This is a genomic window from Streptomyces sp. Je 1-332 (assembly GCF_040730185.1).
Taxonomy (GTDB): domain Bacteria; phylum Actinomycetota; class Actinomycetes; order Streptomycetales; family Streptomycetaceae; genus Streptomyces.
Map to the genome: position 1 here is coordinate 7568013 of NZ_CP160402.1, position 22369 is coordinate 7590381.

Genomic DNA, 22369 nt, shown 5'->3' on the forward strand with positions numbered 1-22369 from the left:
CACCGTGAGGGGCAGATCACTCGCGACGGCGCGGTCCGCGACGCGCCGGGGACGATGCGGCAAGTTGAAGAGAAATAAGGTAAGCCTTACCTAGTCGGTGGCGGACGAGTCCGCCGCCGAACGACCGTCGGACCTGCCCTCCAAGGAGTACGAGTGCCGCTGCCCGTGGCCCCGGACCTGGCGCCGAACGCCACCGCCCTGAGCCCCGCCGCCCTGCTCGCCGCGACCTATCGGCGGCTGGCCGCGCACTGCGAGACGCTCGCTGTCACGGTGGCGAAATCTGGCTCGCCCGCGGGTCAAGGGTGGGTCACCGGACGGGAACTGACGTCGAATCAGGAAACTCTGGCAGCCTTCGTCGCGGCTGAGGCCGCACGCATCCAGTCCGGCCACGACCACACCCCGCGCCCCGACGTCGCCGCGTCCCGCGCCCTGCACGGCTACCTCTGGTCCGTCTGCCTGCTGATGAGCGGCGCCTGGTACCTGGAGCGGCGCGTGCCGCGGATCCACCCCGATGACGTACGTGTCCATCTGGAGTCCGGCGCCTTCGAGATCGCCCCCGGCCCGTTCGCCTGCTTCCCGGACGACCCGGCGGCCGGGCTCCCCGGAACGCGGGTCCTGGCCGACGAGGAGTCACTGCGCGCCGAGCTCCGCTCCGCGGTCGTCGCACACATGCGGCCGCTGCTCGCGGCCATGGGGCCACTACTGCGGCGCGGACAGCGGGCGCTCTGGGGCATGGCGGGCGACGATCTCATCTCCGGGATCTGGTACCTGGGGCGCATGCTCGGCCAGGAGGACGAGGCGCTGCGAGCGGTGGACGCCCTGCTCCCCGGACCCGTGGCACCCTTTCCCGGCGGCGCCGCCTTCCGCCATCTGACGACCCGTGACGGCGAGCGCCACCCGACCCGCACCCGTCTCGGCTGCTGCCTCTACTACACGATCCGTGCCGCCGATGCGTGCGGCACCTGCCCGCGCGTCTGCGACGCGGAACGGCTGCGGAGGATCGAGGCCGACAACACCTCGGCCGACGTGCCCCCGGAAGCCGGGCGGTGAAACCGCGTCAGCTCACGGGGCTCCGGCAGGACGAGGCGAACATCGCGGCCGTCCGGGAGGCGGCACGGGTGCGCGCGGCCGCGGGGCGGGCAACCGGGAAGCGCAGCCGCGCGGCCGGGTCCGACTCGGTCACTCCTGGTTGAGGGAGGCGCGGCGGATCGCCTCCACGGCCTCGGTGAGGTTCGCCTCGGCGACGGCTTTGTCGACGCCGAGCCCGGTGAGCGCGCCCGTGCCGCCCTCCGCCTCCAGGAGCGAGAGCAGGATGTGCTCGGTGCCGATGTAGTTGTGCCCGAGTCGCAGTGCCTCGCGGTAGGTGAGCTCCAGGACCTTCTTCGCCCCGGCGTCGTACGGGATGAGGTCGGGCACCTCGCCGACCGCGGGCGGCAGCGCTTCGGTGACACTCTCGCGGATCGCGTCCGGCGAAGTCCCCTGTGCGAGCAGGGCTTTCACGGCGAGGGAGTCCGGGTCGGTCAGGAGGGCGAGCGTCAGATGACCGGGGCCGATCTCGTCGTTCCCTGCGGCGCGGGCCTCCTCCTGCGAGGCCATGACCACGTTCTTGGCGCGGGGGGTGAACCGGCTGAAGCCCTGCCGGGGATCGAGATCGGACATCTCCCCGGGGTCCTTGGCCACGAACCGCTTCTGGGCCGCCTGCCGGGTGACCCCCATGCTCTTGCCGATCTCCGTCCACGAGGCGCCCGAGCGGCGCGCCTGGTCCACGAAGTGGCCGATGAGGTGGTCGGCGATGTCACCGAGATGGTCGGCGGCGATCACGGCGTCGGAGAGCTGCTCCAGGGCCGCTTCCGGGTGGGCCTTCTTGATGGCCTGGATCAGGTCGTCCAGGCGGATCGACTGGGTGGGCTGCTTGGGTTGCGTCATGTGTCAACGGTAGGTTGACAGCAGAACGGGTGTCAACCATGAGTTGACACGAAGAGGTGTCCGACGGTGTCCTCGCAGCTCGGCGCCACCCCGGCCGCGTGCGCTGCGCGCTTCCGTACGACAAGGGCCGAGGCGCGTATGCCCGGAGTCACCTCATCGGCGTGAACTCGGGCAGAGTGAGGGCCGAGTGGGCCGGGCGCCCCTGCGCGGGGGGCGTGGCGGAGAGATTGCGCAGCATGTCGTTGCGCCGCTCCAGGGCCCGGGCCGTGATGGGGAAGAGCGTGGCGTCACCCTCGCCGATCTGGTCCTGATTCGCCGTCACGAACGCACGGGTGTCCTGCTCGTAGGCGGCGAAGCCCGCGGCGGCGTCCCGGCCGGCCAGCGAACCGGCGAGCATGTACGCACCCACGAGCGCGAGGCTCGAGCCCTGGCCGGTGAGGAACGACGGTGCATACGCGGCGTCGCCCACCAACGCGACCCTGCCGCTCGACCAGCGAGGCATCCGGATCTGGCTGACGACGTCGATGAACAGGTCATCCGCGTCGCGCAGGGCGGCCACCATGCCCGGGACCTCCCACCCCGCGTCGGCGAAGACATCCGCGACCAGGTCCCGTTGGGCCTCCGGGTCGCGGAACGCGTCGACGGCGAAAGGCGGGTGTGGCCGGGCGAAGTTCAGGAAGGCGTGCACGTCGTCACCGTCCCCCACGGCGTAGAGAGCCGCGGCTCTGCCCGGGGTGTTCCACATCGTGACCTCGTGGGAGAGGCCGAGGGTGTTGGGCATGGTGAACACGGCGAAGCAGTAACCGAGATAGCGGTGGAACTGTTCTTCGGGACCGAACACCGACTCCCGGGTACGTGAGTGTAGTCCGTCCGCGCCGAACACCATGTCGAACGTACGCGTGCTGCCCCCGCCGAAGGTGACGTCGACCCCGTGACCGGTCTGGTCGAGGGTGTCGATGGAGTCGTCGAACAGGAACTCCACGTCGTCACGGACCGCCGCGTACAGGGTGTCGGTCAGATCCCCGCGCCGCACTTCCAGGTCCCGCCCCGCGACACTGCCGACGACGTCATGCGGGTTGATGGAGGCCACCTCGGAGCCGTCCCCGTCGAGGAAGGTCATCCGCCGCGAGTCGATGTGCGCCTCCCGCAGCCGGGGCAGGATCCCCATCCGCCGTACGACCTCAAGGGCGGTGCCGCGCACGTCGACGGGGTAGCCGCCGCTGCGCGGCGCGCCCGCCTTCTCCACCACCGTGACCGCGTATCCGTGGCGGTTGAGCCAGAACGCGAGGGCGGGGCCCGCGATACTGGCCCCCGATATCAGGACCTTGCGTTGTGCCGCGGTGTGGCCGCGCGTCGACTTGCGGCTGTGCGTCGGCTGGTGACCGTGTGTCAACTGGTCGATGGGGCTCATGCCTTGACTCCTTTGCGCATCGTGCGGACGGCGAACAGGGACAGCGCCGTGACGGCGCCCGCGATGAGGAAGCCGATGACGAAGGCCGACTCGGCAGGGACGTTCGTTCCGGGGCGGGTGCCCGCGGCCAGGAAGGCGCCGCTGACCTGTGCGCCCGCGGCGAAGCCGATCACGCGCGTCACGAGGACCAGGCCGGTGGCGGCGCCGGTGTTGCCGTGCTCGACGGACGTGGCGGTCTTGACGACCATCGCCGTGACACAGACGCCACTGGCCAGGGCGATCAGGGCCTTGCCGACGACGAGGTGCCAGACCTCGCTGTGCACGAACGCCATGGCCACCAGCGTGGCCGTCATGATGCCGATTCCGGCGGTGACCACGGCACTTGAGCCGAAACGCCGCGCCGCGAGGCCGCCGAGCGGGCCGCTGACCGCCCCCGCGACGGCCCCGGGCAGGAGGTAGCGCCCGATGTCGGTGGGGTCGGCCCCGAAGCCGTACCCCTCGGCGGACAGATCGAACAGCTGCGGGACGAGAAACATCGACGCCGATGTGCCTACGCAGACGGCGAAGGTGATCGCGTAGGAGGTCCATACCGCGGGCCGCGCCACCATGCGCAGATCGACCATCGGCGACGGTGACCGGCGTTCGACGCGGAGCCATCCGGTCACGAGGAGGGCCAGGAGCACGACCAGGGCGCCGAGCACGAGCGGCTGACCGCCGAGTTCGGGCGCCATCGAGAGTCCGAGCATGAGCGTCAGCAGGATGCCGCTCAGGAGAACCAGACCGGGCCAGTCGATCCTGGCGTCCGTTCGGGCCGGTGGATCGTCCGGCATCAGCCGGTGGACCAGCAGGGTCGCGCCGACGATCGCGATCGTCGGTATCGCGAACATCCAGTGCCGGGAGAGGTTTTCCGCGATGGGCCCGGCCATCAGGGTGCCCAGCATGCCGCCGCCCACGAACAACCCGCTGACCACCCCGATGGCCACCTGGGACTCTCCGCTGGCGAGGTGCTTGCGTACGAGGATGAACGAGAGTGGCATCGCGCCGACCATCGCGCCCTCAAGTACCTGCCCGAGCAGCAGTACCGGCAGGTTCGGCGCCAACGAGGACACCAGACCACCGGCCGAGACCACCGCCATCAGCCGGAGCATGACCCGTTTCCCGCCGTAGCGGTCACCGAGGATGCCCGCGACGGGGGTGACGAGAGCGCCGGTGATGAGCAACGTGATGCTGAGTAACGCCCCTTGGGCGCGGCTCATCGAGAGTTCGCGTTGTAGGAGCGGGAGCGCCGGTGTCACCACCGACTCCAGGGACCCGGTGGCCGCCGCCAGCATGCCGAGAGCCGCGACGGCGGCCTTTCCGACGCGGACCGGGGGAGCCAGGGTTGTGGTCATGAACGTCCTTTCCCTCGTTGCCTGGTCGAGCGAGGGATCGGCGGTTCACGCCCCCTCACCATGACTACACTACACCGTGCAGTGTAGTTACGTTAAGGTGAAGCCATGCCGACCACGAAGACACTGCGCGAGGGGTCCACGCAGAAGCGGACCGCCATCCTCACCGCGGCCCGCGAGTTGTTCCTCACCGACGGTTTCGACCGGACCAGCGTCGACGCGGTCGCCGCAAGGGCCGGGGTGTCCAAGCGGACGGTCTACGACTACTTCGGCGACAAGCAGACGCTGCTGCGCACGGTGGTCGACGTCGTCGGCCAGTCACTGATCACCACGGTCCGGCGCATCGTCGACGAGACCCTCACCGACGGCATCCGGGCCGCCGACCTCGAGGACGTCCTGGTCGCCTTCTCGATGCGCATCGCGACCGACATGCTCGACTCGGCGGAGTACGCGACGCTGCGACGCCTGGTCCGTGCGCGATCCGGCCGCCCGCCGGGCCAGGGCGAGAACCCCATGGCCGACACCCCCGACGAGGCACTTGCCGAGCGGTTCGCCGCCCTCGCCGCGGACGGGCTGCTCGACGTGCCCGACGCCCGGCTCGCGGCCGACCAGTTCATCGCGCTGACCTTCGGAGTCGCGCTCGACAGGTTCGGCTCCGCGAACCCGGCGGAGGACAGCCGGGTCCGGCCGCTCATCGTCGAGGGAGTGCGGACCTTTCTCCGGGCGTACCGGGCCAAGTAGGTCTGGAACGGCGGGAGGTGGCGCGGCGCGTGGTCAGCCGCGCGCCCGCCGGGCGCCGGGTGTGTGGCCGAAGGCCCGGCGGAAGACGTCGATGAAGGCGCTGCTCGACGCCCAGCCGCAGCGGTGCGCGACCACGGTGACCGGAGTTCCGTCGGCCAGGAGGCACAGGGCGTGGTGCAGGCGCAGCTGGGTGCGCCACTGCGGAAAGCTCATGCCGAGTTCGGCCCGGCAGAGCCTGGTCAGTGTGCGCTCGCCGACGCCGGTCGCGGCGCCGAGCTGCGCCAGTGTCCGCGGATCGGCCGGGTCGTCGCGGAGGAGGGCGCACACCGCGGCGAGCCGGGGGTCGCGGGCGGCCGGTACGTGGACGGGCTGCTCGGTCGAGTGGCGGAGCTGGTCGAGGAGCACCGCCCGCAGGCGGCGGTGTTCGGCGGTGCGGCCGACGGGCGGCTCGGGCTGCCGGGTGTACGCGATGATCAACTCGCGCAGCAGTGGGGCGACTTCGAGGACGGCGGGCCGGTCGAGGCCAAGGGGATTGTCCGTCACCGGAAGACCCACCAGACAGAGATCCGTGTCGCCGTACGCGCGATGCTCGTGGACGGTTCCCGCCGGGATCCAGATGGCCCGAGTCGCGGGCGCGACCCAGCTGCCCGCGTCGGTGGTGACCGACAGGACGCCTCGGCCCGCGTACACGATCTGGTGCCCGTCGTGCCGATGCGCGTCGACCTCCGCGCCCGCACGGAGGGGGAGAAGGCCGGTGGTCGCGTGCGGAGCGTGGCGGATTCTCGACACAAGCGGATACTTTAGCGGGCTCCCGCACGCCGCCGCCCACTCACCTGTTCCAAGTGCTCAGCCCCTTCCTCGCCCGCTGCCCGAGCCCGTTCCGCCCGGCGCACCGCGGGCCCCATCGCGAGGCTCGCCCCGAGGAGGATCCCCCCGAGGAGGAGCCAGCCCGGTACACCCCACACCACGAGGAGCGAGGTGAGCAGGAGTGGGCCGAGCGTACGGGCGACAGGTACCCCGGAGCCGAAGAAGCCCTGGTACTGGCCCACTTGATGCGCCGGAGCCAGGTCGAAGCTGAGCTGCCAGGAGCCGGCGGACTGCTGCATCTCCGCGACGACCTGGAGCACCGCCCCCGCCACCAGGACCGCCACCGTCACCCACACGGGGAGCCCCGCGGCGGAGAAGGCGAAGACCGCACACGAAGCGAGCATGATCAGACCGGAGTGCCGCACCGTGCGCGTGGCCGAGCGGGGGCCGTCGACGCCACGGGCCATGCGGACCTGGAAGGCCGTCACCGCAAGGGCGTTGAGGACGAAGAGGGCCGAGACCACCCAGCTGGGCGCGTGCGTACGCTCCACCACCCACAGCGGAACGGCGAGGCTCAGCAGCGGCATCCGCAGCAGCAGGACCGCGTTGAGCGCGGTGATGACGGCGTACGGCCGGTCGCGGAGCACGGCCAGGCGCGGCTCACCCTTCCCGCGCCCCACGGACCGCGGCACTGTCGGCAACCGGAGCAGCACCAGGCCACAGAGCAGGAAGCTGACCGAGTCCAGCGCGAAGACCGCGAGGTACGCCCCCTGCGTGTCGTATTGCAGGGCGAGGCCGCCGAGGGCCGCACCGACGGCGAGACCGGCGTTCAGCGTCGACTGGAGATGAGCCAGGACGCCCGTGCGCGCCGCGGGGGTCACGAGTCCCGCGAGCAGCGCCTGCCGGGCGGCGGCGAGTCCGCACTGGGCGACGGCGTACAGGCAGGCGGCGACGAGGAACGGAACGAAGGAGCGGATGAACAGGAACGAGGCGACCGACGCGCCGGTGGTCAGGGCGAGCAGCACCGCTGTGCCGCGTGGCCCTCTGCGGTCGGCGAGCGCCCCCAGCGGAACACCCGCCACGGAACCGATGGCCCACGCGACAGTGAGCGCGAGTCCGATCTGCGTGGGGGAGAGGCCGACGACGCGGCTGAAGTACAGGGCCGACGTCACGTAGTAGGCACCGTCGCCGAGCGAGTTGCTGAGCTGGGCGGCGGCGAGCACGCGTGGCGCTCCGGCAGGAGGCAGGATCTGAGGCGGCACAACGCTCCCTGGGAAAGCGGCCGTTGGGCCGTCTCTTCGCTGGTGAGAAGAGGCTAGCCAGCCAAATGGTCGGGCCTGTGGACCATTCGTGGTGCGTGAGCGTGGGCCAATTCGGTGCCTGGGGCGGTGGTCGGTTCAGGCCGGCCGCCGCACCATGTAGACGTCGATCGGGTCCTCGTCCTCGACGCTGAAGCCGTGGCGCTCGTACAGGTGCTGCGCCGCGCTGCCCCGCAGGACGTTCAGGCGTACGGGAGTGTGGTCGGCGTCGGTTCGGGCGAGCAGTCTGCTCAGCACGGCCGACCCCAGGCCCCGGCCCTGGAGGGCGGGGTCGAGGTAGAAGTGTTCGAGCCACTGGCCGTCCTCGGCGGGCCGCAGGGTGACGCATCCCGCGAAGACGCCGTGGGCTCCCGGGAAGACGCCGTCGGCTCCCGCGAAGACGCCGTCGGCGACGACGATGACCGAGGTGTGCGAGGGGGAGAAGGAGTCCCGCAGCCGCTGGCGCACCCGATGCTCGTCGAACCGGCCGAGCCGCTCCAGGTCCGGCCGCATCACCTGGGCGCGCAGCTCGGCTATCGGCTCGACGTCGTCGGGCTCGGCGGCCCGCAGTGTCCAGCCGGGGGCGGCCGCCCCCGGCTCCCGCCGCTGATCGGCATGCGCAGTCATGGCCGAAGTATCGCTGGTCACCGTGTGACGGTACGCCGCGGGCCGTGCCGCCCGCGGCGAGCGCCTCTTTCGGTCAGCGCGCTGTCGGCGCGCTGTCAGCGGGCTGTCAGCGGGTGACCTGCCAGCTGAGCGAGCCGGTCATCAGCTTGCGCGGCTTCGGGGCGCGGACGGCATCGGTCGGGTCGGTGGCACGCGCCGTGACGGTGTGCGCGCGGCCGTCGGCGGGTACCCCGAGCGCCTTGGCGGTCACGCTGTCCGCGCCCCGGGCCTCGCGCGCCTCGCGCCCGTCGACGTACCAGCGCAGCCCGGCGTGGGAGGACGCGGCGACACGGATCCGCTCGGTGCCGCGCACCTCGCGGTCGGTGGTGGTGGCGGAGGTGAGGACGGGCGCGTGCCGGTGGAAGCCCGCGATCATCGCCTCGCGTCCCGGCAGGTTGAACTCGCGGCCCAGGGTGCGCATGATCGAGTCCTCGGTGGGGCGGTTGAGCCCGTGCCCGTGATAGCCGCCGCCCTCGTACGCGCCGACGGTGCCGCCGTCGGGCGATGCCTGGCCGAGCCAGCGGTGCCACTTCACCTTCTGCGCGGCCATGTCGGCGGCACTGAGCTTGGTGAGGTTCGCATCGCCGGGCTCGGGGCCGGTGTAGGTGCTCTCGTCGTACCAGTACTCGTCGGCGAGCTTGCCGAAGGAGTGGCCGGTCTCATGGACGGCGACCTGGTCCGAGTCGGGGTGGTCGGAGGAGGCGGTACCTATGCCGTCGTACCCGGACGGCGAGGTGATGGCGTTGTAGCCGGCGCCACCGTACTTGGTGGAGTTGCTGAGCACGATCACGAGATCGGGGTCGGCGGCCTTGCTCGCGTACGCCTCGACCTTGTTGGTGTCGACGCAGAGCAGTCGCTCGATCCCGTCGCAGAAGAACGCCGAGTTCAGGGCGGTGTTCTTGCGGACGTCGCTCGTCGGGTCGCCGGAGACGCCGGAGTCCTGCGAGTGCGCGTCGACGGCCCAGACGTTGAACAGGTCCTCGTACTCGGCGTACGGCTCGACGGCGGCCATCTGCTGCCACTTGCCGCGCACGTCGGCGTGGAAGTCCTCCTGCTGGGCGGCGGTGTAGCCGTCGCCGATGAAGACGACGTCGACCTTGGCGTCGCTGGCTCCGGCCTCCACGATCGGCAGGACGTCACCGTCGTCCTGGACCGTGGCCCGCTCCTTCCTGGTGAGCGGAGCGGAGGCGGGGACCTCCGTGTGGCGGGGGTGGCCGTCCGGACCGGTGAAGTATTCGACCTCGACGTCGGCGGCGGCAGCGGCACGAGCGGTGGCGGCACGAGCGGCCGGGGCGCCGTCGTCAGGGCCCTGGTCCGCGGCGACCGGCGCGGTGACGGCGAGCGCCGCGGCCAGCGCGACACCGGTGGCCACGGCGAGACGCCTGCGGGGTATGTGGGGTATGTGGGGTATGCGGGATGTGCGGGATGTGCGGGATGAGTGTCTACGCATGGGGGGTCTCCCGGGTCTGCGCGGACCAGGGTCGGTCAAGTCCGCGATATAAGTGGGGGGTTAAGGGAGCTTAAGGCGCGGTTCAATGTAGGGGCTGTGGGGGAGCCAGGCAATGCCTGAGGCGCAAGGGGGTTGAAGGGGCGCGGAGTTGGCGTGTGGACGCCCAAGTACGCCTGCGTCAGGCCGAGATGATTGCAGAGCTGACCCGGAGAGGAAGAGATGACGGAGAGCGGACCGGTGGGTGTACGGCTGGACGAACCCGTGGCGATCGGGCGCCGCGTCCTGCGGCTGCGTACGGAACTCGGACTCACGCAAAGGCAGTTGGCCGAGCCCGCGTACACGCCTGCCTACGTCTCCACGCTGGAGTCCGGCAGGGTGAAGCCCTCCGAGGCCGCCCTCCGGCACCTGGCCCAGCGGCTCGGCGTCACTCCCGAGGAGCTCGCGACGGGGCGCCCGGCCCGCCTCGCCACGGAACTGCGCCTGCGTCTCACCGACGCACGGCGCGCCCTGGCCATCGGGTCCCCCGAGGACGCCGCCACCCTCTTCCGTGCGCTGTGCGCCGAAGCCGTAGCCCACGGCCTTCCGGGGGAGCAGGCCACCGCGCTCCTCGGTCTCGGCGACTGCCTCCTGGAATCCGGCGACCTCGACGACGCGCACGAGTGCTTCGCCGCGGTGGAGCGGCTGCTCGCCGACGAGCCGCTGCCGCACCGCGTCCCCGCCATCCGCGGGCGGGCCAACGCCCACCGTCTCACCGGTGAACTCCGCTACGCATGCCACCTGTTGGAGACGGCGCTCGACCAGCTCAACGCCGCGGGCCTGCACGACCCCGAAGCCCTGCTGCTCCTCTATTCGGCGTCCATCGCCCCGTACATGGACATGGGAGCCCACGAGCGCGCCGCACACGCCGCCGAACTGGCCCTCGCGCTCGCTCCGCGTGTGGACGACCCGGCCCTGCTCGCCGGGATGCACCGCGGGGTGGCCCGTACGCTCATCGCGCAGGGCCGGATCGCCGAGGCCGACACCTCGCTGGCCAAGGCCCAGGATCTCTACCAGCAGCTGCACATTCGCACCGAGCTGGCCCACTGCCACTGGATGCGCGGTTACGTGCACGCCCAGGACGGCGACCTGGAGCGGGCCGAGAAGGAACTGCGCACCGCGCACGACATGCTCAGCAGCAAGCGGGCCGCGCTCTACGCCGAACAGGTCGAGGTGGAACTCGCGGACGTGCTGCGCCGGCGCGGCAGGATCCGGGAGGCCGAGGCGTTGCTGAAGCCGCTCCTGTCCGCCGGACCCCGGACCACGGAGGCCCCGGCTCTGCGGGCCGGGCGCGGCGCGGTGCACCGGGGCGCCGCACACCGGCTGCTCGGCGTCATCGCGGAGGAGTGCGGTGACACGGACGCCGCCGAGGAGCACTACCGCGCGGCCCTGCCGCTGCTCGAACGCGCGGGCGCGGCAGGTGACGTGGCCGGCCTGTGCTGCCTCCTGGGCGACCTGCTCCGCCGCACGGGCCGGACGGAGGCCGCTATGGACGCCTACCGCACCGGCCTCGCCCACCGGGCCACGCCGGGCACGACGACGCTGGGCCCCGCGCCTGCGCCACCGCCGATGTAGAGGCGGCGACGGCGCCCCGGCCTCGCTAACCTCGGGGGATGGTGCGAAGCGAAGCGGAAGACGTGGCCGGGTATCTGGCCGAGGTGCCCGAGGAGCGCAGGGACGCCCTGAGCCGGCTGCGGGAACTGTGCCGCGCGGAACTGAAGGGCTTCGACGAGGTCATGGCGTACGGGATGCCTGCCTACGAACGGGAGGGCGCCGCCGAGATCGCCTTCGCGAGCCAGAAGCAGTACATCTCCTTCTACCTGATGCGCACCGACGTCCGGGAGGCCTTCGCGGACCGCCTGGCCCACCAGGACATGGGCAAGGGCTGCCTGCGTTTTCGCAAGCCGGAAGAGATCGACTTCGACCTGCTGCGCGACCTGCTCAGGGCCACCGCGACCCGGCCCGGCACGGTCTGCTGACACCGCGGAGCGCCGGGCCTCCTGTCGGCGCTGAACGGTTCACGAGTACCATCCGCACAGTCGATGGTATGAACGTGAGTCAACAAGAGGTCGGGAGCGGTCAAGTGGACGAGGCAGCGCGGGCGGGGCTCGGCGCCGGGAAGTACCTGCTCGTCACCAGTTACCGCAAGAACGGCACCCCGGTGCCGAGCCCCGTCTGGGTCGTCGAGGACGGTGCCGCGCTCGGTGTCTGGACGGTGGCCGACTCCTGGAAGGTCAAGCGGATCCGCAACCGCGCCGATGTCCTGATCGGCCCCTGCGACCTGCGTGGCCACCCCACCGGCAAGCAGCTCCCCGCCACCGCCGAGATCTGCGACCCGCAGGTCACGGCGCGCTACCGCACCCTCATCGCGCGCAAGTACGGTCTCGTCGGCCGCCTCACCCTGCTCGGCAGCAGGCTCCGCCGCGGCACGAGCGGGACGGTGGGCATCCGCATCACCCCGACCCGGTGACCCCCTGAAGCCCACACTTCCCACGACGTCCGCACCCCAAGCCGCACCCGCGCCTCCCCGGCGCCCGCACCCCAAGCGGCACCCGCGCCTCTCCGGCGCCCGCACCCCAAGCGGCACCCGCGCCTCTCCGGCGCCCGCGCGTCACGCCGCGCCCGCGCCTCTCCGGCGCCCGCGCTTCATGCCGCGTCTGCGCCTCTCCGGCGCCCGCGCTTCATGCCGCGTCTGCGCCTCTCCGGCGCCCGCGCTTCAAGCGGCGTCTGCACCTCTCCGGCGTGCGCGCCCTAAGCCGCGTCCAGCCTCACGCAGACGCCCGCACCTGACCCCTCGCCCGCGCTTCACGCCGCGTCCGCGCCTCTCCCGCGTCGGCGCCTGACCCCGCGCCAGCGCGTCACACAGACGCCCACGCGTCACGCCGCGCCCGCGCCTCTCCGCCGCCCGTACCTCCCCCCGCGCCCGCGCCCCACCCCGCCCGCACTTCACCCCGCCCGCACCTCATTCCGACGCCCGCGCCCTACGCCGCGCTCAGTTCCCCGGTCAGCTCGGCACGGAAGTCGGATGCCGCCTCCCGTGCCTGCCGCAGGCCTATGCGTGCGAAGTCGGCTTCGAGCTCGGTGAGTTCGGCCAGCGTCTGCGTGCGGTCGTGGCCGAGCCTGGCCCGCGACTTGACCAGGCCGAGCCGGGACAGTGCCATGCCGCGTGGCTCCCGCATGGCGTCGAACTCCGCCAGGGCGATGGCGTACATCTCGCGCGCCGCCTCGTAACTCCCGTGCCGGAAAAGGACGTTGCCGCGCATCTTGTGGTTGTAGGCGAGCGCGCTCGCCAGATCCATGGCGCGGCAGACGACCTCCGCCTCCGAGAGCAGCGCGAGCGCCTTCTCCGTGTCGCCCCGCAGCGAGAGGACGTCGGCGACCCCACGCAGGGACCAGGCGCGCCCCCGTGCGTCCTGGGCGTCCGTCGCGATCCGCACACACTCCTCGAACAGCTCCAGCGCCTCGGTGTAGTCACCGGTGTTCCGCCGCATCTGGGCGATGCCGGACATCGCCCACACCATGTGCCGCGCCTCGCCGTGCGCCCGGCCCTGTTCCAGGAGCTGCTCGTGCAGGGTGGCCACCGCGGCGTAGTCACCCTGGATGCGGCCCGTCTCGGCGAGTCCGGCGAGTGCGTAGCCATGCGCGAGCCGCTCGCCGCTGTCGGCGGCAAGCGCGACTCCCCAGGCCAACAGTCTGCGGGCGAGCCGTAGTTGGCCGCACTGGCGGGCGAGCGTGCCGCCGCTCCACAGCGCCCAGGCCATGGCGCCCGCGTCCCCCGCGACGCGTGCGCTGCGGTAGCTCTGCCGCCAGGCGCGACCCGCGTCGTCGACCTGGCCGAGCCGCCGGTTCGCCTCGGCGAGCGCGAGGGCGGCGCGCGCCCTCTCCAGTGCGGTGTCCGCCCGCGTGAGGGCGCGGTCCGCCTCTGTCAGCACCTCCTCGTAAGAGGAGTTCACCCCCAGTGCCGCGCCCAACTCGCCCTGGTACTCGGGCGCGAATGCCTTGCTGTGCATAGATCCATGACCTCTCGATCAACTCCGTACGCCGGTCTCCGTACGTTGATCAAGAAGCTACGAGCGGGGCGGGGTGCCGCGAATCCCTCCGCGTATGGGTCATTCCGTACGACTCCAGGGCTACGGGCGAGGCCATGGTCATCATCGGGATGTACGGGGAGGGAGGGGCCGCCGCGAAAAAGCCGGGCCGTCAGCTGCCGTCCGCCGCGGGCGCGGAGCCCTCAGGCGCGGAGCCCTCAGGCGCGGAGCCCCCGGGCGCCGAGCCCCCCGCGGGAGCAGTCGCCGCCTGCAGCGCCGTGATGCACGCGGCGATCGACTGCTGCAGCTCCTCCAGCCGCCGCAGCATGTCGTCCTCGTAGACGTCCTCGACCTCGGCGTCGTCGAAGGTCAGCTCCTCGAAGACCTTCGTCGCCTTCTGCAGGCTGCTGTAGAACTTCGCCCGCCGTTCCTGCACCCGCAGTTGCGGGTCGCTCTGGACGGTCTGGGCGACCAGGTCCTTCACGGTGTCGTACGCCTCGCGGGCCCACTCGCCGGAGTCCTCGCCGTCGTCGAGCTCGTCGATGAGGGACAGATGCCGCTCGGCCTCCTCCTTCAGCTCGGCGGGCGCGTCGATCAGCTGGCCCGCCGGCGTCTTGACCTGCCCCTTGTCGACGATCTGGCGTACGTAGTCGACGCGGTCACCCGCCTTCGACTCGGCGGCGACCGCCTTCTTGAGGTCGTCGGCCTGCACGATGTCGCGGACGAGCTCGGTGCGCAGCGCCGGGTCCTCGTCGAGCCGGTCCATCAGCGCGCGCCGCGCCGCTTCGGCGGTCCCGGGGTCGGCGAGGATCGCGGCCCGCAGCGCGGTGGGGTTCTCCGCGACCTCCAGGGCCTTGGTGGGGCGGATCCCCTCGGCCTCGGCGGCCTCCGTGATCGCGGTGCCGCGCTGGGACAGGGCGCTGGAGCGCGCCGAGTAGTACGTCAACCAGACGTCGGAGTCGGGAAGTTCGATGTCCTCGCCGGGCGTGAGTGCTTCGAAGTGGGGTACGAGGCCGTCGTCAGCGGCCTTGTCCCAGGCCTTGTAGTAGCGCATGACGCGCTCGGCCGAGCAGCCGGCGAGATCGCTGAACTCCTTCGCCGAGATCTTGGGCGTCTCGTCGGCGCCCTGTCCGCCGGGGCGCACACTGCGCGCCACCTTCAGGGCGAAGGCCCAGCCGCCCGTCCGCGCATAGGCACCGAACTCGCGGGCGTCCCGGGCCACCGGCTCGGGCACCTCCGGCGACGGGGCGGCTTCAGACGGCGCGGTGGCGAGAGTCACGAAGGTTCTCCTGGATGGTGATGACAAGTATCTGAGAGCTGACTCGACACCTTATCTCTCCTATTGGGGTGTTATAAGGGCGAGTTGTTCCGCGGTGAGCGGATGCCCCACGGTACGGAAGCGAAGCCTCCGGCGATCCGGCGCTCGGTGTGGGTCCTACACATCCTGATCACATCTCCTCCCCGAGGATGACTGAGCGTGTGCGGCACTACAGCGTCCGTGGGCGCAGAGTCCGGCTCTCAGTCTGACTTTTGGGCCGACGCGTGCCGGGACTATGGAAAGGAACCTGCAGACCGCCCTGACGTGCGCTGATCGTGCTCCCGGGGGGTCCTACTCCGCCTGCCGAAACCGACGGGAGCCCCTTCGCCGTGGCTACGTTCCTGTACAAACTGGGCCGCCTCGCCTTCAGGCGACGCCGCTATGTAGCACTGATGTGGGTGGTGCTGCTCGCCGGTGTCGGCTTCTCCGCCTCCGCCGCGCCCGCTCCGCCCGAGGACTCCTTCTCCATGCCGGGGACGGAGTCGCAGAAGGCCTTCGACCTCCTCGACGAGAAGTTCCCCGCGGCCAGCGCCGAGGGCGCCACCGCGCGTGTCGTCATCCGCGCCCCCGAGGGCGAGAAGCTGACCCAGTCCGGCCCCAAGAACGACGTCGAGAAACTCGTCAAGACCCTGGGCGAGGGCCCGCAGGTCGCCGAGGTCGCCGACCCGTTCAAGGCGAAGGCCGTCAGCAAGGACGCCACCACCGCGTACGCGTCCGTCACGTACAAGGTCGCCGCCCCCGAGCTGACCGACAAGTCGCGTGACGCGCTCACCAAGGCCACCGACGACTCCCGCAAGACGGGCCTCACCGTCGAGACGGGCGGTGACGCCGTCATGGCCGAGCAGGAGATGGGCGGCACCGCCGAACTCATCGGCATCGCGGTCTCCGCGGTCGTCCTGCTCATCACCTTCGGCTCGATGATCGCCGCGGGCATGCCGCTCCTCACCGCCATCATCGGCGTGGGCATCGGCGTCTCGGGCATCGCGGCCCTCGGCAGCGTCTTCGACCTCTCCGCCATGACCGGGACGCTCGCGATGATGATCGGCCTCGCCGTCGGCATCGACTACGCGCTCTTCATCGTCTCCCGCTACCGGGCGGAGATCGCCGAGGGCCGCGAGCCGGAGGAGGCCGCGGGCCGTGCCACCGGGACCGCCGGTTCCGCCGTGGTGTTCGCCGGACTCACCGTCATCGTCGCGCTCTCGGGCCTCGCCATCGTCAACATCCCGATCCTCACGAAGATGGGCCTGACCGCGGCCGGCACGGTCGCGATAGCCGTCCTCATCGCACTCACCATGATCCCCGCGCTGCTCGGCTTCGCGGGCAAGAAGGTGCTGCGCCGCAAGGACCGCAAGAAGCCCGTGAGCGAACTGCAGGACCCGAACGCCAAGCCGAAGCTCGGCACGCGCTGGGCCCGCTTCGTGCTGCGCCGCCCGATCCCGGTGCTCCTGCTCGCCGTGGTGGGCCTCGGTGTGGTCGCCGTACCGGCCACCAGCCTGGAGCTCGGCCTCCCCGACGAGGGCACGTCGGCACCGGACACCACACAGCGCAAGGCCTACGACATGCTGTCAGAGTCCTTCGGCGCCGGCTTCAACGGCCCGCTGATGGTCACCGTCGACACCGACAAGGACAAGGGCGCGGCCGCAGCGGCCGGCACCGTCGGCAAGGAGATCGCCAAGATCGACGGCGTCGCCGCCGTCACGCCGGCGAACGGCAACAAGTCCGACGACACCGCGATCTTCAACGTCGTACCGAAGACCGGCCCGAGCGACCACAAGACCGAGGGCGTCGTCAAGGAGATCCGCTCCACGGTCGACGGGCTCGGGGACAAGACGAACTCCGAGGTCCTGGTCACCGGCGCGACCGCCATGACCATCGACTTCTCGCAGACCCTGGACGACGCGCTCCTTCCCTACCTGGGACTCGTCGTCGGCCTGGCCTTCCTGCTCCTGATGCTGGTCTTCCGCTCGGTCCTCGTACCGCTCAAGGCGGCGCTCGGCTTCCTCCTGTCGGTGGCCGCCGCGCTCGGCGCCGTCGTCGCGGTCTTCCAGTGGGGCTGGCTCGCGGACATCGTCGGAGTGGACCAGCCTGGCCCGATCATGAGCATGATGCCGATCTTCATGATCGGCGTGGTCTTCGGTCTCGCGATGGACTACGAGGTCTTCCTCGTGACCCGCATGCGTGAGGCGTACGTCCACGGAGCGCGCCCCGGTGAGGCCGTCGTCACCGGCTTCACGCACGGCGGGCGGGTCGTCGCCGCCGCGGCGGTCATCATGATCAGCGTCTTCTCCGGCTTCATCATGGAGAACGACGACATGATCAAGATGATGGGCTTCGGCCTGGCCGTCGCTGTCCTCTTCGACGCCTTCGTCGTCCGCATGGCGATCGTCCCGGCCGTCCTCGCCCTCCTGGGCAACAAGGCCTGGTGGCTGCCGAAGTGGCTCGACCGCGCGCTGCCGAACGTCGACGTGGAGGGCGAGAAGCTGCACAAGCAGCTCGGCGACTTCCCCACGGCGCGCCAGGACGACCAGGACCGGGAGCTCGAGTCCGTACGCGGCTGAGCAGCTGAGTAACTGACGCTCCGCGAGGAGCACGCAGTCAGCCCGGTGACCGATCACGGTCACCGGGCTGACGCCTGTCCGAAGCGGCCGGTCGGGCCGGCCTGGTCAGCGGTCCGCGTAGACCATCCAGACCTGCCCGGGAGCGAACGGCATCCGCTGTCCGTTGGAGAGCGTGAAGGACGTGCCGCTCTCGGGGCTCGCCCGCTTCCAGCGGGTCTCGTAGGCCTTGCCGCCCCGCAGGACGGTCGCCCTGCCGCTGCCCACCGTCTTGATGTAGGGGGTCGCGGCGCCGTTGACGTCCTTGAAGCGCGACGGGGGCATGTCCACGTGCTGGATGACGATCGTCTTCGCGCCCAGCCGCGCCCCCGACGTGCTGCGGGCCGGCGCCCCGTCGAACGACGCGAGCCAGCGGCCCTCCCGCGCCGACCAGTTGAAGGTGTGGCTCGCCGAGGAGTAGCGGACCGTCCGCGCCGATGTGGGGGCGCCGCCGGCCGGAGCAGGGCCGAAGCGGAAGCCGATGTCGGTGGGGCGGTCGGCCTTCGGGGCCGAGCGCAGCAGGGACTCGGGGCGCACGAACAGGTTGTGCGGGGCGGTGCGGCCGGCGTCGCGGAAGTAGGCACCGGGCACGCTGCCGAACGGGCGGGCGTACAGCGGAGAATCCCTGAGCGTCTTGTTGAGCGCGCTGCGCACCCCCGAATAGGCGAGGGCCGGGCGGCCGAACTGCCGCAGCAGCTCGATGTCGGACTCCCTGGCGCTGCGCACCGGGCCGACGGCCTGCGGCAGACGGCTCGAGTACACACCCATCAGGCGGCTCATGCCGCCCTCGACCTTCTCCACGTAGACGATGTCCGCCTGGGCGAGACCGGTGTGCGGCCGGGCCGCGCGCGCGTTGTCGAACTTCACCGCGAGGACCGGTCCCTGAGCCGCCGTCTGCCCGGTGAAGGGCGACCGTTCGGGCGGCGGGGCCCCGGTGTCCCCCCGCGTGCTCTCGTACGCGGCGCCCATGGTGAGCGCGCCCACGGCGAGCGTGGCGAGGAGTCTGGTGCCGATGCGGGCGCGGCGGCGGGCCCCGGCCGTTGCAGTCATCGCGGTTCTCCGTTCGCCCCCGGACGCGCGGTTCCGGGAGCAGTTCGTTCCTGGCAGTGGCAGCCGCAGTCCTTCCTCCGGGGCGGGGGCGGTGAACCCCGTTAGGGCCATCCAGCCGCCAGGACTCACCGCAGCGGCGTACGCGCCGGGCCCTCCCGCGGGCCCGGCGCGGTCCGCGCCGTCAGGCGGTGTGCAGGGTCAGGCCGTAGCGCCCGAGGATCTCGTTGATGGGCTGGTGCCAGGTCTCGCCGCCGCCGCTGCAGTTGCCCCAGCCGCCGGATGTGACGCCCTGCGCCTGGTCGCCGCTGATGAACGAGCCGCCGGAGTCGCCCGGTTCGGCGCAGACGCTCGTCTTGGTCATCTGGTGGACGGCGCCCTGGCTGTAGTTGACGGTCTCGTTCTTGGCGAGGACGGTCCCGCAGTGCCAGTGCGTGGTGGAGCCGGAGCGGCAGATCGACGCTCCCACGGGCGCCTCCGCCGAGCCGCGGACGAGCTGGTCGGAGACGGTGCCCCAGCCGAGCACCACCGGCACGGTCCACCAGCCGTTGCCGACGCTGACGTACGCGTAGTCGTCGCCGGGGAACGAAGAGCCCTGGAAGTTGCCGATGGTCGAGTTGTCCCAGCCGCGCACCGCGGCTCCCGTCTGCCCGCAGTGGCCCGCGGTGACGAACCCTCCGTGCACCGAGAAGCCGATGGAGCAGCGGACGTTGCCGGTGTAGTAGGGATCGCCGCCTACGGTGCCGGCGGCGAAGGTGCTCGGCGCCTTGGCGACGGTCTCGACCTGGACGGGGCCGGCCTTCCGGGCGCGGTCGACGAACCGTCGGACATCGTTGTCGTCCTTCTGAGCAGCGACGACGTTCACCACGATGTTGTTGCTGCGCGGCGCCACGTGCCAGCTGCTCACGCCCTTGGGCGCGGTCAGGGAGTCGATGCGTGCCTTGGCGGCGTCGAGTTCCTTCACGCTGTGGCTGACGACGCGGACGGTGGCGCCGGTCTCGCGCAGGGCGTCGGCCTTGCGCGCACTGGTGGTGGCGACGGTCAGCTTCTCGGTTCCCGCGTCGTACCAGGAGCCGGCGTACGTGGCTCCGGCCGCCTTCCGCGCCGCGCGGTCGACGCGGGTCGCGGTCTTCTCGGCGGCGAGGCGTTCGCGGGCCTGGCCGGCGGTGAGCCCGAGGTCGTCCTGGAGGGCGGTGAGCATGCCCGCGGACGCCGGGGGAGCGGCGGGCGCGGGGGCGGCCCCGGCGGTGGAGGTGAGCGATGCGCTCGCCCACGTGCCCACCAGGAGCAAGGAGGAGAAGGCGATGCGGACTCCGGTTCTGCGTCTCACGGCAGTGCCCTTTCTGTCGTTCCATCGGGGTGGGGAGGAACAGGGGTGATGAGAGCGCTCTCACGATGAGTTCAGGCGGAGCATAGGAGCGGCCTGAGGTCATGTCCATACCAACTGGGCGTCCTGGGGCGGCAATTGCCCACCGACCTGCCGACCGCGGTGGGACGGTGACGGCGCGGCATCTGCGGGAGTGCGCCGGCGGCCGAGGCCGGCCGGGCCGTACAAGCCGATCGTGCTCGGGCGGCGTGTCCGCGTAGGGTGCCTGAATGAGCATGCTGGATGACGCCCGCGCGGGCATGAACCCCGAGATCCGGCCGCAGGACGACCTGTTCGGCCACGTCAACGGTCACTGGCTGGAGAACGAGCCGATCCCCGAGGATCGCTCCAGCTGGGGCCCCTTTGTGCAGCTGGTCGACACGGCCGAGGAACAAGTCAAGGTGATCATCCAGGACCTGGCGTCGGCCTCGACGACCGGCGCCGCCCCGGATGACGCGCGCAAGATCGCCACGCTGTACGCCTCCTTCATGGACGAGGAGACGATCGACGCCCGCGGGCTCGCCCCGGCGCAGCCCCTGATCGACGAGGTCGCGGGCCTGCGGGACACCCGGGAGCTCGCGGCGTTCCTCGGCCGCTTCGAGCGGACCGGCGGCTCCGGCCTCTTCGGCTCGTACATCGACACGGACGACCGCGACTCCGACCGCTACCTCTTCAACCTCCTCCAGGGCGGCCTCGGCCTGCCCGACGAGTCGTACTACCGCGAAGAGAAGTTCGCCGAGATCCGCGAGAAGTACGTCGCCCACCTCACCGAACTGCTCACGCTGGGACAGCACGCGTCGCCCGCCGAGGCCGCGCAGTCGGTCCTCGCCCTGGAGACCCGGCTCGCCGCGGGACACTGGGAGCGGGCCGAGACGCGTGACGTGCAAAAGACGTACAACCTCCTCACCCTGCACGAACTGATCACCCTGGCACCGCACTTCGACTGGCGCGCCTTCGTCGAAGGGCTCGGCGGCTCGGACGCCACCATCGCCGAGACGTGCGTCCGCCAGCCGTCCTACTTCCGTCACCTGTCCGCCGTCCTGGACGAGGTGCCGATCGAGCAGTGGCGCGACTGGACGCTGGTCCGGGTCCTGCGCTCCTGCGCGCCGTACCTCACGGACGCGTTCGTCCGGAACAACTTCGAGTTCTACGGCCGCACCCTGAACGGCACGCCGGAGCTGCGCGCCCGGTGGAAGCGGGCGGTCGCCTTCGTCGAGGGCTCCATCGGCGAGGCCGTCGGCAAGGAGTACGTGGCGCGGCACTTCCCGCCGAGCTCCAAGGCGCTGATGGACGACCTCGTCGCCAACCTTCTGGAGGCCTACCGCCAGTCGATCGCCCGTCTGGACTGGATGACGGACGAGACGAAGGAGCGCGCGTACGAGAAGCTCGCCACCTTCCGTCCCAAGATCGGCTACCCCGACACCTTCCGCGACTACTCGGCCCTCGAGGTCTCCGCCGACGACCTGCTCGGCAACGCGCACGCGGCGGCTGCCTTCGAGTCCGACCGGCAGCTCGCCAAGATCGGCGCGCCGGTCGACCGCGACGAGTGGTTCATGCTGCCGCAGACGGTCAACGCCTACTACAACCCGGGCACCAATGAGATCTGCTTCCCCGCGGGCATCCTGCAGAAGCCGTTCTTCTCGCCCGACGCGGACTCCGCCGAGAACTACGGCGGCATCGGCTCGGTCATCGGTCACGAGATCGGCCACGGCTTCGACGACCAGGGCGCGCAGTACGACGGCGCGGGCAACCTCAACGACTGGTGGACGGCGGCCGACAAGACCGCCTTCGAGGCGAAGTCGAAGGCGCTGGTCAAGCAGTACGCCGCCTTCTCGCCCCGCAATCTCCCCGGCGAGTTCGTCAACGGCTCGCTGACGGTGGGCGAGAACATCGGCGACCTGGGCGGCCTGACCATCGGGCACACGGCGTACAAGATCGCGCTCGACGGCGACCCGATGCCCACGAGCGACGGCCTGACCGGCTCCCAGCGGCTCTTCATGAACTGGGCCTACTGCTGGCGCACCAAGCGCCGCAAGGAGCAGGAGCAGCAGTACCTCACCATCGACCCGCACTCGCCGCCGGAGTTCCGGGCCAACATCGTCCGCAACCTCGACGAGTTCCACGAGGCGTTCGGCACGAAGGCCGGCGACGGCCTCTGGCTGGACCGGGCGGAGCGGGTCAGGATCTGGTGATCTGACCCCGGGGGGCCACGGCGTCGCGGCCGTGGCCCCCCTTTCCCTCCGTCGCAGGGTGCTGGTCCCCTCGAAAAAGGCGCGTACGGCCATGGACGGGG

The 22369-nt window shown here is 71.2% G+C and carries 18 protein-coding genes; 7 read left to right on the top strand and 11 right to left on the bottom strand.

Features of this window, described 5'->3' with window-relative positions; genetic code table 11:
- The first annotated feature begins 159 nt into the window (after positions 1 to 159).
- Positions 160 to 1050, top strand: coding sequence for a (2Fe-2S)-binding protein (locus ABXJ52_RS34065; protein WP_367049462.1), 891 nt, complete (start codon positions 160 to 162; stop codon positions 1048 to 1050).
- A gap of 129 nt (positions 1051 to 1179) precedes the next feature.
- Here the strand turns inward: ABXJ52_RS34065 and ABXJ52_RS34070 are convergent, their stop codons facing one another.
- The 3 genes from ABXJ52_RS34070 to ABXJ52_RS34080 all read right to left on the bottom strand — a co-directional run bounded on the left by ABXJ52_RS34070 (position 1180) and on the right by ABXJ52_RS34080 (position 4728).
- Entirely contained in the window at positions 1180 to 1926 is a 747-nt protein-coding gene (locus ABXJ52_RS34070) for a Clp protease N-terminal domain-containing protein (RefSeq protein WP_367047522.1), read from the bottom strand.
- A gap of 148 nt (positions 1927 to 2074) precedes the next feature.
- On the bottom strand, positions 2075 to 3337 hold the full coding sequence (locus tag ABXJ52_RS34075; RefSeq protein ID WP_367047524.1) for an FAD-dependent monooxygenase: 1263 nt from the start codon (positions 3335 to 3337) through the stop codon (positions 2075 to 2077).
- Complete coding sequence (locus ABXJ52_RS34080; RefSeq protein ID WP_367047526.1) at positions 3334 to 4728, bottom strand: MFS transporter; 1395 nt, start codon at positions 4726 to 4728, stop codon at positions 3334 to 3336. Before ABXJ52_RS34080 ends, ABXJ52_RS34075 begins: the two co-directional genes overlap by 4 nt.
- A gap of 105 nt (positions 4729 to 4833) precedes the next feature.
- Here ABXJ52_RS34080 and ABXJ52_RS34085 point away from each other — a divergent pair, with 105 nt between their 5' ends.
- Positions 4834 to 5466: a TetR/AcrR family transcriptional regulator gene (locus ABXJ52_RS34085; protein ID WP_367047527.1), complete on the top strand. Its 633-nt coding sequence runs from the start codon at positions 4834 to 4836 to the stop codon at positions 5464 to 5466.
- 33 nt (positions 5467 to 5499) lie between these two features.
- Here ABXJ52_RS34085 and ABXJ52_RS34090 read toward each other — a convergent pair whose 3' ends face one another.
- The 4 genes from ABXJ52_RS34090 to ABXJ52_RS34105 form a co-directional block, all read right to left on the bottom strand.
- Positions 5500 to 6255: a helix-turn-helix transcriptional regulator gene (locus ABXJ52_RS34090; RefSeq protein ID WP_367047529.1), complete on the bottom strand. Its 756-nt coding sequence runs from the start codon at positions 6253 to 6255 to the stop codon at positions 5500 to 5502.
- Between the two features lie 11 nt (positions 6256 to 6266).
- Entirely contained in the window at positions 6267 to 7535 is a 1269-nt protein-coding gene (locus tag ABXJ52_RS34095) for an MFS transporter (RefSeq protein WP_367047530.1), read from the bottom strand.
- 135 nt (positions 7536 to 7670) lie between these two features.
- Entirely contained in the window at positions 7671 to 8198 is a 528-nt protein-coding gene (locus ABXJ52_RS34100; RefSeq protein ID WP_367047532.1) for a GNAT family N-acetyltransferase, read from the bottom strand.
- Positions 8199 to 8304: 106 nt separating this feature from the next.
- Entirely contained in the window at positions 8305 to 9609 is a 1305-nt protein-coding gene (locus tag ABXJ52_RS34105) for a M64 family metallopeptidase (RefSeq protein ID WP_367047534.1), read from the bottom strand.
- Positions 9610 to 9906: 297 nt separating this feature from the next.
- On the opposite strand from ABXJ52_RS34105, the gene ABXJ52_RS34110 reads away from it, so the two are divergent.
- The 3 genes from ABXJ52_RS34110 to ABXJ52_RS34120 all read left to right on the top strand — a co-directional run bounded on the left by ABXJ52_RS34110 (position 9907) and on the right by ABXJ52_RS34120 (position 12193).
- Positions 9907 to 11298, top strand: a complete 1392-nt coding sequence (locus ABXJ52_RS34110; RefSeq protein WP_367047536.1) for a tetratricopeptide repeat protein — start codon at positions 9907 to 9909, stop codon at positions 11296 to 11298.
- 38 nt (positions 11299 to 11336) lie between these two features.
- Positions 11337 to 11702 carry a DUF1801 domain-containing protein gene (locus ABXJ52_RS34115; protein ID WP_367047538.1) on the top strand — a complete coding sequence of 122 codons (366 nt, stop codon included), beginning with the start codon at positions 11337 to 11339 and terminating at the stop codon, positions 11700 to 11702.
- Between the two features lie 68 nt (positions 11703 to 11770).
- Positions 11771 to 12193 (top strand): PPOX class F420-dependent oxidoreductase, encoded by a 423-nt coding sequence (locus ABXJ52_RS34120; RefSeq protein WP_367047540.1) that lies wholly within the window; start codon positions 11771 to 11773, stop codon positions 12191 to 12193.
- Positions 12194 to 12704: 511 nt separating this feature from the next.
- Here ABXJ52_RS34120 and ABXJ52_RS34125 read toward each other — a convergent pair.
- On the bottom strand, positions 12705 to 13733 hold the full coding sequence (locus tag ABXJ52_RS34125; RefSeq protein WP_367047542.1) for a tetratricopeptide repeat protein: 1029 nt from the start codon (positions 13731 to 13733) through the stop codon (positions 12705 to 12707).
- A gap of 190 nt (positions 13734 to 13923) precedes the next feature.
- Positions 13924 to 15030: a hypothetical protein gene (locus tag ABXJ52_RS34130; RefSeq protein WP_367047544.1), complete on the bottom strand. Its 1107-nt coding sequence runs from the start codon at positions 15028 to 15030 to the stop codon at positions 13924 to 13926.
- 368 nt (positions 15031 to 15398) lie between these two features.
- On the opposite strand from ABXJ52_RS34130, the gene ABXJ52_RS34135 reads away from it, so the two are divergent.
- A complete protein-coding gene (locus ABXJ52_RS34135; protein WP_367047546.1) occupies positions 15399 to 17627 on the top strand; it encodes an MMPL family transporter in 2229 nt (742 codons plus the stop codon).
- Between the two features lie 105 nt (positions 17628 to 17732).
- Here the strand turns inward: ABXJ52_RS34135 and ABXJ52_RS34140 are convergent, their stop codons facing one another.
- Together ABXJ52_RS34140 and ABXJ52_RS34145 are read right to left on the bottom strand one after the other, a co-directional pair.
- A complete protein-coding gene (locus tag ABXJ52_RS34140) occupies positions 17733 to 18713 on the bottom strand; it encodes a DUF3048 domain-containing protein (protein WP_367047548.1) in 981 nt (326 codons plus the stop codon).
- A gap of 181 nt (positions 18714 to 18894) precedes the next feature.
- Positions 18895 to 20040, bottom strand: coding sequence for a S1 family peptidase (locus tag ABXJ52_RS34145; RefSeq protein ID WP_367047550.1), 1146 nt, complete (start codon positions 20038 to 20040; stop codon positions 18895 to 18897).
- 266 nt (positions 20041 to 20306) lie between these two features.
- Between ABXJ52_RS34145 and ABXJ52_RS34150 the strand changes: the two genes are divergently transcribed.
- On the top strand, positions 20307 to 22268 hold the full coding sequence (locus ABXJ52_RS34150) for a M13-type metalloendopeptidase (RefSeq protein WP_367047553.1): 1962 nt from the start codon (positions 20307 to 20309) through the stop codon (positions 22266 to 22268).
- Positions 22269 to 22369: the final 101 nt, after the last annotated feature.